13 protein-coding genes are annotated in these 15,465 nt (G+C 61.6%); 3 read left to right on the top strand and 10 right to left on the bottom strand.

Translation table 11 applies throughout. The features are described 5' to 3' along the window. Window positions 1-4: 4 nt before the first annotated feature. Together alaS and B5T_RS15295 are read right to left on the bottom strand one after the other, a co-directional pair. The gene (gene alaS / locus B5T_RS15290) at window positions 5-2,602 is read right to left on the bottom strand and encodes an alanine--tRNA ligase (RefSeq protein WP_014995430.1); all 2,598 of its coding nucleotides are present in this window, start codon (window positions 2,600-2,602) and stop codon (window positions 5-7) included. Between the two features lie 98 nt (window positions 2,603-2,700). Continuing rightward, window positions 2,701-3,468, bottom strand: coding sequence for a sulfite exporter TauE/SafE family protein (locus B5T_RS15295; protein WP_014995431.1), 768 nt, complete (start codon window positions 3,466-3,468; stop codon window positions 2,701-2,703). A 397-nt stretch (window positions 3,469-3,865) separates the two neighbouring features. Here B5T_RS15295 and B5T_RS15300 point away from each other — a divergent pair, with 397 nt between their 5' ends. Beyond that, window positions 3,866-4,810 (top strand): IS110 family RNA-guided transposase, encoded by a 945-nt coding sequence (locus tag B5T_RS15300; protein WP_014992481.1) that lies wholly within the window; start codon window positions 3,866-3,868, stop codon window positions 4,808-4,810. An 81-nt stretch (window positions 4,811-4,891) separates the two neighbouring features. Here B5T_RS15300 and B5T_RS15305 read toward each other — a convergent pair whose 3' ends face one another. The 3 genes from B5T_RS15305 to B5T_RS15315 form a co-directional block, all read right to left on the bottom strand. Next, window positions 4,892-5,392: a regulatory protein RecX gene (locus tag B5T_RS15305; protein WP_014995432.1), complete on the bottom strand. Its 501-nt coding sequence runs from the start codon at window positions 5,390-5,392 to the stop codon at window positions 4,892-4,894. Further along, a complete protein-coding gene (gene recA / locus B5T_RS15310) occupies window positions 5,361-6,398 on the bottom strand; it encodes a recombinase RecA (protein WP_014995433.1) in 1,038 nt (345 codons plus the stop codon). Before recA ends, B5T_RS15305 begins: the two co-directional genes overlap by 32 nt. 178 nt (window positions 6,399-6,576) lie before the next feature. Next, the gene (locus B5T_RS15315; RefSeq protein WP_014995434.1) at window positions 6,577-7,056 is read right to left on the bottom strand and encodes a CinA family protein; all 480 of its coding nucleotides are present in this window, start codon (window positions 7,054-7,056) and stop codon (window positions 6,577-6,579) included. A 199-nt stretch (window positions 7,057-7,255) separates the two neighbouring features. On the opposite strand from B5T_RS15315, the gene B5T_RS15325 reads away from it, so the two are divergent. Next, window positions 7,256-7,492: a DUF5062 family protein gene (locus tag B5T_RS15325; protein WP_014995436.1), complete on the top strand. Its 237-nt coding sequence runs from the start codon at window positions 7,256-7,258 to the stop codon at window positions 7,490-7,492. Between the two features lie 29 nt (window positions 7,493-7,521). Here the strand turns inward: B5T_RS15325 and B5T_RS15330 are convergent, their stop codons facing one another. Continuing rightward, a complete protein-coding gene (locus tag B5T_RS15330) occupies window positions 7,522-8,919 on the bottom strand; it encodes an 8-oxoguanine deaminase (RefSeq protein ID WP_014995437.1) in 1,398 nt (465 codons plus the stop codon). 469 nt (window positions 8,920-9,388) lie between these two features. On the opposite strand from B5T_RS15330, the gene B5T_RS15335 reads away from it, so the two are divergent. After that, window positions 9,389-11,467, top strand: a complete 2,079-nt coding sequence (locus B5T_RS15335) for a TonB-dependent copper receptor (protein ID WP_014995438.1) — start codon at window positions 9,389-9,391, stop codon at window positions 11,465-11,467. Window positions 11,468-11,604: 137 nt separating this feature from the next. On the opposite strand, the gene B5T_RS15340 is transcribed toward B5T_RS15335, so the two are convergent. The 4 genes from B5T_RS15340 to B5T_RS15360 all read right to left on the bottom strand — a co-directional run bounded on the left by B5T_RS15340 (window position 11,605) and on the right by B5T_RS15360 (window position 15,456). Beyond that, the gene (locus B5T_RS15340; protein ID WP_014995439.1) at window positions 11,605-12,156 is read right to left on the bottom strand and encodes a DUF6933 domain-containing protein; all 552 of its coding nucleotides are present in this window, start codon (window positions 12,154-12,156) and stop codon (window positions 11,605-11,607) included. Window positions 12,157-12,255: 99 nt separating this feature from the next. After that, window positions 12,256-12,780: a hypothetical protein gene (locus B5T_RS23250; RefSeq protein WP_014995440.1), complete on the bottom strand. Its 525-nt coding sequence runs from the start codon at window positions 12,778-12,780 to the stop codon at window positions 12,256-12,258. 249 nt (window positions 12,781-13,029) lie between these two features. Beyond that, complete coding sequence (locus B5T_RS15355; RefSeq protein ID WP_014995441.1) at window positions 13,030-13,947, bottom strand: DUF5655 domain-containing protein; 918 nt, start codon at window positions 13,945-13,947, stop codon at window positions 13,030-13,032. A gap of 27 nt (window positions 13,948-13,974) precedes the next feature. Further along, the gene (locus tag B5T_RS15360) at window positions 13,975-15,456 is read right to left on the bottom strand and encodes a class I SAM-dependent DNA methyltransferase (RefSeq protein ID WP_014995442.1); all 1,482 of its coding nucleotides are present in this window, start codon (window positions 15,454-15,456) and stop codon (window positions 13,975-13,977) included. Between the last annotated feature and the right edge of the window lie 9 nt (window positions 15,457-15,465).

Genomic DNA, 15,465 nt, shown 5'->3' on the forward strand with positions numbered 1-15,465 from the left:
GCGCTCAGGCCTGCTCCGCCACCCAGTCGTAAACGCCGGCCAGCGCTTTCGGCAGCGCCGCCACGTCGTTGCCGCCGCCCTGAGCCATGTCCGGCCGGCCGCCACCGCGGCCGTCCAGTTGACCGGCCACCTGGCGCATCAGATCGCCGGCCTTGAAGCGGTCGGTGAGGTCCTTGGTGACGCCGGCCACCAGCGCCACTTTGTCACCTTCCACCGCCGCCAGCAGGATCACCGCCGAGCCGAGCTTGTCCTTCACCTTATCCATGGTCACCCGCAGGGTCTTGGCGTCGGCGCCGTCCACCTGGGTGGCCAGCACTTTCACCCCGGCCACCTCGCGGGCGTCGGCGGTCAGATCACCGCCGGCACCGGAAGCCAGTTTCTGCTTCAGGCGTTCCACTTCCTTCTCCAGCTCGCGCACACGGCGAGCCTGGGCACCCACCCGCTCGGCGACCAGTTCCGGGCTGCTCTTGAGAGTGCCGGCAATCTCCGCCAGCGCCGCTTCGTGCTGACGCACCAGCGCCAGAGCCCCTTCCCCGGTGACCGCCTCGATACGGCGCACGCCGGCGGCGGCGGAGGTTTCCAGGGTGATTTTGAACAGGCCAATGTCGCCGGTACGGCTCACGTGGGTGCCGCCGCAAAGCTCCTTGGAGAAGCCATCCCGCCCCATGGTCAGCACCCGCACCTGGTCGTCGTATTTCTCGCCGAACAGGGCCATGGCACCGGCCTCACGGGCGGCGTCGATGTCCATCAACTCCGTGGATACCGCCGTGTTCGCCAGGATCTGACGGTTGACGATGGTCTCGATCTGCTCGCGCTGTTCAGCGCTCAGCGCCTCGCCGTGGGAGAAATCGAAGCGCAGGTAATCCGGCGCCACCAGCGAGCCTTTCTGCTGCACATGCCCGCCCAGCACCTGACGCAGCGCGGCGTGCATCAGGTGAGTGGCGGAGTGGTTGCGCATGATGTTGTTACGGCGTTCGACGTCCACGTAGGCATCGACCTTGTCCCCCACCTTCAGAGTGCCGGCTTCCAGCGTGCCCTGATGCACATGGGCGGACTGGCGCTTTTTGGTATCCGCCACGGCGAAGCGGTTGTCGCCCTTGACCAGCAGGCCGGTGTCGCCCACCTGGCCGCCGGATTCGGCGTAAAACGGCGTGCGCGCCAGCACCACCATGCCTTCGTCGCCGGCATTGAGACTGTCCACGACGTCGCCGTCCTTGTAGAGACCGACGATCTCGTCCTGATCCGCCAGCTTCTCGTAACCGGAAAAACCGGTCACCGACTCGATGGTGAGGCGGTCACTGTAATCGTTGGCGAAGGCGCCGGTACCCCGGGCCAGGGCCCGTTGCGCTTCCATTTCCTTTTCGAAGCCGGCCATGTCCACGGTCAGGCCGCGCTCGCGGGCCACGTCGGCGGTCAGGTCCGGCGGGAAGCCATGGGTGTCGTACAGCGCGAACACCACATCGCCGGGCAGCTCGCTGCCCTGCAGACTGGCGATGGCGCTTTCCAGTACCTTCATGCCCGCGTTGAGCGTACGGGCGAACTGTTCTTCCTCGGTGAGCAGCGCTTTCTCGATGCGTGCCTGCTCGCGGACCAACTCCGGGTAGGCCTGGCCCATCTGTGCCACCAGCGCCGTCACCAGGGTGGAGAAGAACGGCTTGTCCTGCCCCAGCTTGTGGCCATGGCGCAGTGCCCTGCGGATGATGCGGCGCAGCACATAACCGCGTCCCTCGTTGGAGGGAATCACGCCGTCACAGATCAGGAAACTGGCGGAGCGGATGTGATCGGCGATTACCCGCAGAGACTTCTCTTCCAGATCCTGGCAACCGGTGGCTTCGGCGGCGGCTTTCAGCAGGGCCTGGAACAGATCGATCTCATAGTTGGAGTGCACGCCCTGCATCACCGCGGCGATGCGCTCCAGCCCCATGCCGGTGTCCACGCTGGGTTTGGGCAGCGGCTTGAGCTCGCCGTCCGGCTGGCGATCGTATTGCATGAACACCAGATTCCAGATCTCGATGTAACGATCCAGGTCATCGTTCTCGGAGCCCGGCGGGCCACCGGGAACGTCCTCGCCGTGATCGTAGAAGATTTCCGAGCAGGGACCGCAGGGACCGGTATCCCCCATTTGCCAGAAATTGTCCTCGTCCAGGCGGGAGAAGCGCTCGGCGCTGACGCCCATTTCCTTGAGCCAGATGTCGGCGGCTTCGTCGTCAGAGACATGCACCGTCACCCACAGGCGCTCTTCCGGCAGCCCCAGGGTGCCGGTGAGGAATTCCCAGGCGAAGCGGATCGCCTCGCGCTTGAAGTAGTCGCCGAAGCTGAAATTCCCCAGCATCTCGAAGAAGGTGTGGTGGCGGGCGGTGTAGCCCACGTTTTCCAGGTCGTTGTGCTTGCCGCCGGCACGCACGCAGCGTTGCGAGCTGGTGGCACGGGTGTAATCCCGCTTTTCACGGCCCAGGAACACGTCCTTGAACTGGTTCATCCCGGCGTTGGTGAACAGCAGGGTGGGATCGTTCTCCGGCACCAGGGAGGAGGACGGCACGACCGTATGGCCCTGGCTGGCGAAGTAATCAAGAAAGGCCTGGCGAATCTCAGCGCTCTTCATATAAGGAACACGTCATTGCTGGATTGGGGGTGACCGGCAAGTATAGCGTCGTCATCGACCGGTTGCGATGGGTCACGAACACCAATAGACGTGGCCGATCAACCCTTGAGGAAAGCGGCGGAACAGGTCACCAGCACCATGATCAGCAGCAGCCCCTTGAGCCAGCCGCCGGAGACCCGGTGAGCGAAGCCCACCGCCAGGCGCACCCCCAGCAAGGAACCAGCCCCAACCACCAGTCCTGGCAGCCAGGCCACCTGATCACGCCAGACAAACACTCCCAGAGCAAGAACGGTGAAGCTCGTGCTCATGGCCAGTTTCAGCGCGTTGGTACGGCGCAGGTCATAGCGCAACTGACCGGCGAGCACGGCGATAGCCAGGAAACCGACGCCCGCCTGGGCAAAGCCGCCATAGGCGCCGGTGAGGAACAAACCCACCCAAGCGGCGGGCGTCGACGCCAGCGCCTTCGGCGTCTCGCGCTCCCCCGGCATCAGCGTGGAAGGCCGTACCACCATGATCACCGCCATCACCACCAGGGTGGTCAGTAACACCGGTTTGAGAATAGTCGGGGGCAGGAAGGAGGCGGCCACGGCACCGATCAAAGCACCGCTCAGGGTGGGAATCAGAATGCCGGGCAGGACGTTGAACGGCACCGAACCGTGACGATGGAACTGGCGCACCCCTTCCACGCCTTGCATCAATACCGCCACCCGCATGGTGCCATTGGCCAGGGCCGGGCCCATGCCGCTGAGCATCAGCAGCGGCAGAATCAGCAGGCCGCCACCGCCGGCCAGGGTATTGATAAAGCCGGCGATCACCCCCGAGCCAAGCAGGGCCGCCACCAGCCAGGGGTCGCCAAGATATTCCATGGGGCGGACGTCCAGGGCAGAAAACAGGAGCGGGTATTATGCCTGTTGACGCGGCGGGGCGCTTGCAGACTCTCTTCCCTCAGGGCTACAAGGCCACTGTAGGAGCTTGCCCTGCAAGCGAATTCTTTTCGGGTCTTGGTGCCCTCAATTCGCTTGCAGGGCAAGCTTGTATGGTTTCCCGGCAAGTCTTAGAAAGAAAAGACTTGTCGGGGTGGAGGGACCAAGCAAGCTTCTGACCCTAGGGTACAGACTGTGGGAGATATGGCCCCACCCCGCACCTTCAAACGCCGATAAGGAATCCATCGGCTGAGCGCACACTCAGACCGACGATACTCTGCAAGCCAGCGTTACGGTGCGCCCCGACAAGCCCATTTAACCTAGCTGACAGGGGTGCCCCATGGCAATGCCGGCAAGCCGCCCGGAGATCGGGATTGATGTGGCCAAAGACGACCTGGTGATTCACCTCCAGGACCTGAACCAAACCGTCACCATCGACAATACCCCCCAGGCCATCCGCCAATGGCTGGCCACCCTCCCCAAGGGCTGCGATATCGCCATTGAGGCGACCAGCACCTATCACCTGGACATTACCGAGCGCGCACACGCCAAGGGCCACCGGGTCTATGTGGTGGACGGCTACCGCCTCAGCAACTACCGCAAAGGCGTTGGAGGGCGGGCCAAGACGGATCTGGCCGATGCCCAGTTGCTGGCCCGCTATCTGCGCAGGGAGAAAGACGAGTTACGCCCATGGAGCCCACCCCCAAAGGCGTACCGGGTGCTGCAGAGCCTGCTGCGTCGCCGCGCCGCCTTGGTTAAGGCCCGCACGGCATTACGCCAGAGCCTGAGCGGAGAACCGGAGCTCAAGGCCCCGCTACAGGCCCTGATCGCCGAAATGGACCGGATTGACACTCTGATCCAGAAACGGCTCAAGAGTGCGGTGAGGGCCGCAGGCTTACAGACCCAGGTCCAACGCTGCGACGCCATCGATGGGGTCGGCGAGCTCACCGCCACCGCCTTGGTCATGGCCTTCCTGAGAGGGGACTTCAAGAACAGCGATGCCTTCGTGGCCTTCCTGGGGCTGGATGTCCGAGTGCGTGACTCTGGTAAACTCACAGGCAAGCGTAAGCTGACCAAGCAAGGGGATACCGAGGTCAGGCGACTGCTGCACTGTGCCGCCATGAGTGCCTCTCGACACCCGGTCTGGCGCGCCTTCTATCAGCGCTATCGGGATCGGGGACTGCACACCACCCAAGCCTTGGTGATCCTGGCCCGGAAGATCGCCCGCACCGCCTTCACCCTGATGAAGCAGCAACAAGAATATTGCCCCGCAAAGCTCTTTTAAGCATTGCAGGACACCATAGAATCTCCTACAGTGGCTTCGTAGCGGACTGTGAATGCGGGCCTTCAAGGTCCGTGCTTTGGCTCAGTCCTGCTCGCGCTGCTGATCCAGGGCGTGGAAGCTTTGCTCGGCATCGAAGCCTCGGCCCTGCAGAAAACGCAGCTGTTTGGCTTTTTCCTTCTGGTCCGCTGGCGGGTGCCGGAAGCGCCGGCCCAGGACCTCGGAGGCAAGGGCGAACCAGTCGCACTCGGCCTCGCCCAATGCCTCGGTAACCAGCGCCTCCCCCACTCCTTTCTGTTGCAGCTCGGCGCGAATGCGCAGCGGCCCCTGCCCCCGTTCGATTCTTGAACGGACAAAAAAACCGGCGAAACGCCGGTCATCCAGGAAACCTTGCTCCTCGCACCACGCCAGCACTTCGTCCAGCCAAGGCGCCGCGCCAAACTTGCGCGTCAGCTTGGCGCGCAGTTCGTGGCGGGAGTGATCCCGGCGCGCCAGCAAGCTGACCGCATGCTGGCGCCCCTGGGCGGCATCGGCGGGGGTCGGGTCGCCGCCTTTACTCTTCCGTGGACTCTGGCTGGGCCACATTTTCGGCGCTCTCCTCCGCTGGAGTTCCCAGCAGGCGTGCCCGGATTTCCCGCTCGATGGCGCCCGCCACTTCCGGATGCTCCGCCAGGTATTCACAGGCATTCTGCTTGCCCTGACCGATCTTGTTGCCCTGGTAGGCGTACCAGGCACCGGATTTGTCCACCAGTCCCTGCTGTACGCCCAGGTCCAGTACCTCACCGAGCTGGTTAATGCCCTGGCCGTAGAGGATCTGGAACTCGGCCTGCCTGAACGGCGGCGATACCTTGTTCTTCACCACCTTGACCCGGGTTTCGTTACCGGTCACCTCGTCGCCCTGCTTCACCGCGCCGATACGGCGGATGTCCAGACGCACGGAGGAGTAGAACTTGAGCGCGTTACCGCCGGTGGTGGTTTCCGGGTTGCCGAACATCACCCCGATCTTCATGCGGATCTGGTTGATGAACACCACCAGACAGTTGGCGTTCTTCACGTTACCGGTGATCTTACGCAGCGCCTGGCTCATCAGGCGGGCCTGCAGGCCCACATGGGTGTCGCCCATTTCGCCTTCGATCTCCGCCTTGGGCACCAGAGCCGCCACGGAGTCCACGACCACCACATCCACCGCGCCGGAGCGCACCAGCATGTCGGTGATTTCCAGCGCCTGCTCACCGGTGTCCGGCTGGGACACGATCAGGTCGTCCACGTTGACGCCCAGCTTCTCGGCATAATCCGGGTCGAGCGCGTGCTCGGCGTCGACGAAGGCACAAGTAGCGCCTTTACGCTGCGCCTGGGCGATGACGCTCAGGGTCAGCGTGGTTTTACCGGAAGATTCCGGACCGTAGATTTCCACGATCCGGCCCTTGGGCAGACCACCAATGCCCAGGGCGATATCCAGGCCCAGGGATCCGGTGGAGATGGAGGGCATGCGCTCGCGTTTGCGGTCGCCCATGCGCATCACTGAACCTTTGCCGAACTGTCGCTCGATCTGCGACAGCGCCGCGGAAAGTGCTTTACCTTTATCGCTCATTGAATGACCCCTGTCCGTTTATTCCTTGATAGTGCCGTGGCCTTGCCGCTGACTCGCTTGTGCCCCGGCGAGAGCCTGCTGACCGTTGGCCGGCGAGCTTCCCGTTGCCTGCCCCTTTGATCAGCACTGTCTATAAGGACAGCATTATGGACACTGTCCCGCGCCACTGCAACCCCCCTTATTCGAGGCGGGCCAGCAGCCCTTCCAGGGCGGCCGCGATGGTAGCATGCCGGACCTGCCCACGATCACCGTCGAAGAGGAATCGCTCGGCGCGGGCCCAGTCCGGCTGCTGCGCCCAGGCGATCCACACCGTGCCCACCGGCTTATCGGCGCTGCCGCCGCCGGGCCCCGCCACGCCGCTCACCGCCACCGCCAGATCCGCCCGTGAACGCCCCAACGCGCCCCGGGCCATGGCCAGGACGGTCTCTTCGCTGACCGCGCCGGCGCTGGCCAGAATCGCTTCCGAGACACCCAGCATGCTCTGCTTGGCCTCATTGGAGTAAGTGACGAAGCCGCATTCGAACCAATCCGAGGATCCGGCCAACTCCGTCATTTCGCGGGCGATGCCGCCGCCGGTGCAGGACTCGGCGGTGGCCACGCGCAGGCCCCGTTCGCGCAGGGTGTCGGCCAATGCAGTGACCTGCTCGGATATGGTCATGGTGACTCCTGATGTTCAGAGAAGATCAAAAAAATCGCCATCCATGATGGCCGACTTTGCCGACCCTGCCCACCGCTGATCCAGCAAACCGGCCTCCGGTTCACGGACTGACGCCCCGAAACCGAAGGGAAACAAAGGGCATCCTTCCATCGGCTTTGTTACTCTGGGCCGTAAGTAGCCCCTGGCCTTCGGAGTCATCATGAAAAAGCTCAAGAATGAGAAGGAATGGGTCAAGAAAGCCATCGCGCTCGGCATGGAGTACGGCGAAAAGCGGGGCGTGGTCGAGTTCGAGCCCACCGATTCCGCGGCACTGAAGCTGGAATACATTTATCGTCTGCTGGTTCATGACAAGGTCATCCAGCCGCTGCCGGAGGATCAGGTGTCCCAGCAGTCGATCCAGCATAAGCTGGCGATCTGGGCGTCGAAACAGCCCTAGGGCCTGTTCACACTACCGATACAGAGGCGTCACTGATACAGACGCGTCATGACCCGGGCGTGTTCCCGTATCAGCACCGCCGGTTCCGTGTCGAGCAGTTGCCCATCCCGGACCCGCATCCGACCGTTGACCATGACCTGACTGGCCAGAAAGGGCCCGCACATTACCAGCGCCGCCAGCGGGTCCCGCTGCGCGCCGGCGAAGGACAGGTGATTCATATCCACCGCCACCCAGTCCGCGCTCATCCCCGGTGCCAGATGGCCGATGTCATCCCGGCCCAGCAAGCGGGCGCCGCCACGGGTGGCCAGGGTCAGCGCCTCCCGGGCCGATAGCGCCCCGGGATCACCGCCGAATCCGCCCCGCCCGCCCGGCGCTTCCGAACGGTAACGGGCCGGCGCCACCCGCTGCAGCATCATCGCCATGCGCGCCTCCAGGAACAGATTGCTGGAATCGTTGGAGGCGGAACCGTCCACCCCCAGCCCCACCGGCACCCCGGCGTCCAGCAACTGGCGCACCTTGGCGATGCCCTGCCCGCAGCGCATGTTGGCGCTGGGGCAGTGGGCGATACCGGTGCCGGTGCGGGCCAGCAGCGCGATCTCCTCGTCGTCGAGGAAGATACCGTGGGCGAACCACACGTCTTCGCCCAGCCATTCCACTGACTCCGCGAACGCCACCGAACGCATGCCGTATTGCGCTAGGCAGTAGTCCTCCTCATCCAGTTCCTCGGCCAGGTGGCAATGCAGACGCACGCCCTGGTGGCGCCGGGCCAGCCGGGCGGCGTCTCGCATCAGTTCCGGCGTCACCGAGAACGGCGAGCACGGCGCCAGTACCAGGCGCAGCATCGAATGGCGGCCGGCATCGTGGTAACGGCGGATCAGACGTTCCGCGTCACACAAAATATGGTCTTCCTTCTCCACACAATTGTCCGGCGGCAAACCACCCTGGCTCTGCCCCCGAGACATGGCGCCCCGGGCGGCGTGGAAGCGGATGCCCATCTCCCCGGCGGCCTGGATCTGACTGTCCAGGCGGGCGCCATTGGGCAACATATAAAGATGGTCGGCGGCGGTGGTGCAGCCTGAGAGCAACAGTTCCGCCATGGCCACCTTGCTGCTGAGGTAGATCGCCTCGTCGTCCAGTCGCGCCCAGATCGGGTAAAGCGTATTGAGCCAGGGGAACAGCGAGTCGTCCTGGGCCATCACCCGGGTGAAATTCTGGTACATGTGATGATGCGTGTTCACCATCCCTGGCATCACCACATGGCCGCTCAGGTCCAGGGTCTCGCCCATCGCCAAGTCCGGTTTCTCCACACACGGCCCGGCCCACAGAATCCGGTTGTCACGGATCAGCATGGCGGCATCGCGCCACTCGTGGCGCTGATCATCGAAGGTTGCCAGGTAGTCGATACGGTCGATCAATAAGGTTGTCATTGGTCACTCCGAAAACGCGGAAAAGGAAACAACAAAAGCGCGATTTCGGAGCGAATCAGAACAACTGGTGAGCAAAAGCGGTGCGTTGCCAGAACGGCCGGAACGGCAAAGCGCGCTGCCGGCGCACGCCGACCACGGGGGTTTTCCTCATACCCTGCCCTCCTGATACCTGAGTCCTTCGCCATTCGCTAGCAAGCTAGCTTCCCACAGGGGCACAACGCCGCTGTAGACCTGATAATTGACAGCAGACAGCGGAAAACTGAAAACCCTCATTCTTTAGCCGCTGTGGGAAGCCAGCTTGCTGGCGAATAGACCGCGACAAGAAACGATGCAAAAACAGCGCCAGTTCAACAGCGCGGCAAAACACCGCAGTGAGTCCCATCCCCCTCGATGCTAGGCTCTGCGCCGACTTTGTCACCGTGTTTGGTGGCCGACGGAGCGCCCGGGTACTGACTTCTTGGATGGGATCATGAATACACCTTTTCTCTCTTCTTTCTCTTCTTCTGTCTCTGCATTACGCCTGATTCAACGACGGAGCCTTTGGGGCCCGGCCCTGCTCGGCGGGCTGCTTCCTTTCTCCGCTCCGGCGCTGGCCGACGACGAGCAAACCCCGCCCCTGCTGGCCCCGGTGGTGGTCACCGGCGTGGCCCCCAGCGCAGGACCGGTGATCGAGGCCAACCCGAAACAGCCGCGCCAACCCGTGCCGGCCAGCGACGCCACCGATTACCTGAAAACCATCCCCGGTTTCTCCGCCATCCGCTCCGGCGGCAGCAATGGCGACCCGGTACTGCGCGGCCAGTTCGGCTCACGCCTGAACCTGCTGGTGGACGGCGGCGAAATGATCGGCGCCTGCCCCAACCGCATGGACGCCCCCAGCTCCTACATCGCGCCGGAAAACTACGACAAACTCACCGTGATCAAAGGCCCGCAAAGCGTGCAGTGGGGCCCTGGCGCCTCCGCCGGCACGGTGCTGTTCGAGCGTGACCCGCAATACTTCAGCGAAGCGGACGCCCTGGTGGACGCCCAATGGCTGCTGGGCTCCCACGGCCGCAACGACCAGCGCATCGACGCCACCCTCGGCAACCCGCTGGGCTACCTGCGGCTCTCCGGCAACAACGCCCGCGCCGACGACTACAAGGACGGCAACGGCGACCGCGTGCCCTCACGTTGGAAGAAATGGAACAGCGACGTGGTGCTCGGCTGGACGCCCAACGCCGACAGCGTCATCGAACTGAGCGCCGGCAAAGGCGACGGCGAAGCCCGCTACGCCGGCCGTGGCATGGACGGCAGCCAGTTCAAAAGGGAAAGCCTGGGGATGCGCTTTGAATTCCGGAACCTGGGTGCCGTGCTCGACCAGATCGACGGCCGCGTCTATTACAACTACGCCGACCACCTGATGGACAACTACAGCCTGCGCACCCCGTCCGGCACCGGCATGATGGCCAATCCCATGGCCGCCAACGTGGACCGCCGCACCCTCGGCGGCCGCTTCAAGGTCACGTGGCGCGGCCAGAACTGGGAAGCGCTCGCCGGCGTCGACGCCCAATCCAGCGAACACCGGCAACGCAGCGCCATGGGCGTGGACGCCTACCGAGGCGAAGCCTGGGACAAAGACGCGGACTTCCATCAGTACGGCGCCTTCACCGAAGTCACCCGTGCCGTCAGCGACAACGGCCGCATCGTCGCCGGCGCCCGCCTGGACCGCAACGAAGTACGCGACTTCCGCGACGCCGCCGACAGCGCCACCGCCGGCGACACCCGCGGCGACACCCTGCCCAGCGGCTTCCTGCGCTATGAAGCGGACCTCAGCCAGAACACCAACTACTACGTGGGCATCGGCCACGTGCAGCGCTTCCCCGACTACTGGGAACTGTTCTCCCCCGGTAGCGGCCCGGCCGGATCGCTTAACGCCTTCGACGCCATCGAACCGGAAAAAACCACCCAACTCGACATCGGCAGCCAATACCGCAACGGCAACCTGGAAGCCTGGACCTCCGCCTACGTCGGCCAGATCAACGACTACATCCTGTTCACCTACCAAAGCGGCATGATGGGCTACAGCACCGACGCCGATAACATCGACGCCCACATCGCCGGTGCCGAAATCGGCGCCCGCTACCGCTTCACCGACAACCTCAGCGGCGACGCCACCCTCGCCTACGCCTGGGGCCGCAACCGCGACGACAGCGAACCGCTGCCGCAAATGCCGCCGCTGGAAGCCCGCTTCACCACCACCTACGAACAAGGCAACTGGAGCGCCGGCGCCCTCTGGCGGCTGGTCGCCGCCCAGCACCGCACCACCAACAACAAAGGTAACGTGGTCGGCCGCGACCTCGGCGACAGCAACGGCTTCGGCGTCTTCTCCCTCAACACCGCCTACCGCGTCAACCACCAATTCACCGTCAGCGCCGGCGTCGACAACCTGTTCGACAAAGCCTACGCCGAACACCTCAACCTGGCCGGCAACGCCGGCTTCGGCTTCCCCGCGGACACACGCATCAACGAACCGGGACGGATGTTCTGGGGGAAGGTGGATTGGCGGTTCTGAGGCACCACAGTTTACCTACGCACCGCACGACTTCCGATTCGAAGCCGCTGTAGGAGCTTGCCTTGCAAGCGAATCTTCCGTTCTCTCTCTAACCACTGCGGCATCGTTGCCAACTACAACGATGCCGCCAGGCAAATTCATCTTTCCCCCAACAACCCCAACATCTCCTTGATCGGCCGAATATACCCCCGCCCCTTGATCCCCATAGGCGTATCCGCCAACCAAACAGACGTGCTGTAAGGCGCCAGATCCATCACCGAACCGCCACCGTCCAACACCCCAAACCGAATCATCTTCCCATACTCAGTGGAAGAACCCTGCACAGACCGATCCGATTCGCTGTCACACACCAAAGGCCCCAGCAAATGCACCGCCCGATCCAACTGCCCCTCCGCCGCCCCCACCTTGCCCAGCACACTGATCAAAGCATCCGCGAACAGCCCATCCAACCCAGCCAAATCCGCCTTCTTCACCGCCGGAATAAACAAAGGGAAACGAGTAGCGTCATGCACGAACATCAAACACTGACGCCCCTGCAACACAACCAGATTCGCATGCCAATTATCCAGCAGATTGGCTTCACTGACCTCGTGCAGGGCAGGATGCTCACGTTGTGGATCCTTCAGCAGACCGTTCTGGTCCAACGGCAGCTTGGCGATGAGTTTTTTGGTGCAGTGGAGGTGGATCACGAGGGGCACCTTGGTGGTTTCGGGTTATTCGGATAGGCATTGAAAATCAAGGACAGGTAGCCGCAGCCACCGGACTATCGCCGTACTGTAGTACCGGACTCAATCAAGCTCCAGCTCCGGATCGAAATCAAACCACAGCTGCTCAGGCTCTCGATAAAGACGGAAAGGCCGCCAAGGAGCGACCTGGCGATAGGATTCTCCTTCCATGCCCAGCCCAAGGACAGTTTGCGCTCTGGCCAGATTTTGCACCTTGTCATAACAACGATAAGCGTGTGATCGGGATATTCTGAGAAAGCGAGCCACATGCACCATACGCCTACCGCAACGATCCCATACCAGCAACCAGGCCGCCGCCACGGACATTCCTTGAGCGGCCAGAGCTTCTTTATCCCTCGCCTCCTGCTCCTTCCGATGCAGTTGATCAACCGGATCAGTCTCCGCCTCACCGGCCATTCGATCCAGAGGCCCAAAGGTATCATCCTCATAGGCACCATGATCGAGACTGGAGGCATAACGCAGGCGCTTTTCTGTATATACGACCAAACGTTGACGAGTAAAAGAAAGAATCAACTGCTGATGTTCCGGGTCATTGAAGTTGACCTCAATACCCTTTTTCTCCTGCAAATCATAGGCAGTTATCCAGATCTCGCCCTGGATGTCTTCAGCAGTATGCTCACCTCGGGTTTGACGAGAGATCCGTACAAGATCGCCCGAAAATCGTTCAATGAAATGCTGATAGGATGCGTGATCGATGGTATTCGCTCCGGTGTCCCCAAAGGCGAATATCCAGCATCAAAATGACAAACTTATGGCAAGTCCCGCATCCTGCTCTCCACTGAAAACCTCTTGTCCGGACAGGCTCAGTTCGAGGACTCAACTCTCCTGATAGCTCTGCTCCACCAGAGCTTTCGCTTTCAACCAATCCTCGGGACTACGCACCGTCAACTCAAGGTTCCCTGTCCCCCAATGGCCAATCTGGGTGACATCGCGGCTGAAATCCTCCTCAGCCAGATCACCCGGCAGCTTCAGATAAATCAGCAATTTCGGATCCGCCTTGCCCGGCATGATCACCACGGACATAAAGTTCCGGATTCGTTTGAACACCGTATACAGTTTCAACTCCTTTCGCTGAACCTCATCCCCGAGCTGTTCAGCATAATCACACACGGTGTCAAACAGTGCCTTCAGATCAGCGGGAGCTTCCGCCAACCGCTCTGATTGTGTTTTATCCTTTCCCGAGCTGGTCCGATCCGTACTGGAAGGAAGGCCGCTGAGGGCCCGACTGGCGGTTTGAGCGTTGACCAGTTCCAGCAGTAGCAAGCCGTCGCCAAAGTAGCGATACCGCATCAACTCGATATTACGGTTAATCTGCTGAACCGCATGCTCATCGTACTTATTGAAATCAGACGCGATACAAATCAACCGTGTACCACCCCACTCAATGGTCTCGGAAGCCTCTTTCCCCAACCTCTCCATTACAAGCCATCGGAACTCCGCCTGGTGATCCAGCAGCCAGTCCAGATAGAACAGCCCCTGATTGATCACATTCTCGTTGCTGTGGCGCTTGTACTCCACAATCACCGGACAGCCGCTTTCATCCAGCCCCAGGGAGTCGATGCGTCCCTTATGAGTCTTGCCAGTATCGTATTCCGTGGCCAGAAAACGCACACCCAGCAAGGTCTCCATGTTGGCTTCCACATGCTGCTGGAGGTCCTTTTCCAGAGACGCGGCTTTGCCCGGCAACTCGGCGGCGTTCCCGTTGGTGATAGTGAAGAGCTTGATATCACTCATAAATCTTCCCCAAAATTCACAACACCATCACTTGAGCTCACTCAACACCGCACGAAAACTCGCCAGACCGGCCTCGAGATTTTCGATAATTTCCTCCGCCAGCTCATCCGGTTCGGGCAGGTTATCCAGGTCGGTAAGGCTTTTATCCTTCAGCCAGAACACGTCCAGACTGGTCTTATCACGCGCAATGAGCTCTTCATAGGTAAATGATCGCCAGCGCCCTTCAGGGTTGCTCTCGGCATCCCAGGTGGCTTTCCGTTTTCGGGGATTTTTTGGGTTGTAGCACTCGATAAACTCGGCCAGGTCCTCGAAGCGTAATGGTTTCTTCTTCAACGTGTGGTGGATGTTAGTCCGGTAATCGTAGTACCAGACCTCCTTGGTCCAGGGCTTGGGGCTGGCTTCACGGTTATCGAAGAACAATACGTTTGCTTTCACCCCCTGGGCGTAGAAGATGCCCGTCGGCAAGCGCAGAATCGTGTGCAGGTCCGTGGTTTCCAGCAACTTACGGCGAATGGTTTCGCCAGCGCCGCCCTCGAACAGTACATTGTCCGGTACCACCACCGCGGCCCTGCCGGTGGTTTTCAGCATGGAGCGAATATGCTGCACGAAGTTAAGCTGCTTGTTGGAAGTGGTGGCCCAGAAATCCTGACGGTTATAGGTAAGGTCGTCGGTTTCCTGCTCACCCTCCTCATTAGTAAAGCTCATGGAGCTCTTCTTGCCGAAAGGCGGGTTGGCCAGCACATAGTCCACCGCACTGGATGGAGCGGCCACCAGGGCGTCGTTCGGCGACACCGCGCCTTCGCCATCGATTTCGCCGATGTTGTGCAGGAACATGTTCATCAGGCATAGACGACGGGTATTGGCGACAATCTCGTTACCGGCAAAGGTGTCGTGCTTGAGAAAGGCTTTCTGCTTCTTGTCCAGCTTGTGGTTCCGCACCAGGAAATCATAAGCCGCCAGAAAGAAGCCGCCGGTACCACAGGCCGGATCGGCAATGGTCTTGCCCGGCTCTGGACGCACACACTCCACCATAGTGCGGATCAAGGCGCGGGGCGTGAAGTACTGCCCGGCGCCGGACTTAGTATCCTCCGCATTGCGTTCCAACAGGCCTTCGTAGATATCACCTTTGATATCGGCTCCCATCACCACCCACTGCACGCTGTCAATCATCTCGATCAGCCGCGCCAGCTTGGCCGGGTCCTGTATCTTGTTCTGCGCCTTGGTGAATACCTGCCCCAGCAACCCTTTCTTCTTGCCCAACGCCATCAGAAGCTCGACATAATGCACTTCCAGCTCAGCGCCCTTTTTGTTCTTCAGGGTTGTCCATGAATACTTCTTCGGAATACCCACCTCTCGGTTATAGGGCGGCTTGGCGTACTCATCCGCCATCTTCAGGAAGATCAGATAGGTGAGCTGCTCCAAATAGTCGCCGTACCCGACGCCGTCGTCGCGCAAGGTGGTGCAGAAACTCCAGACTTTGGAAATGATCGGGGCACTCGCGGGGCTCATTCAGGGTCC

The sequence above is a fragment of the Alloalcanivorax dieselolei B5 genome, assembly GCF_000300005.1.
In the GTDB taxonomy this organism is placed as follows: domain Bacteria; phylum Pseudomonadota; class Gammaproteobacteria; order Pseudomonadales; family Alcanivoracaceae; genus Alloalcanivorax; species Alloalcanivorax dieselolei.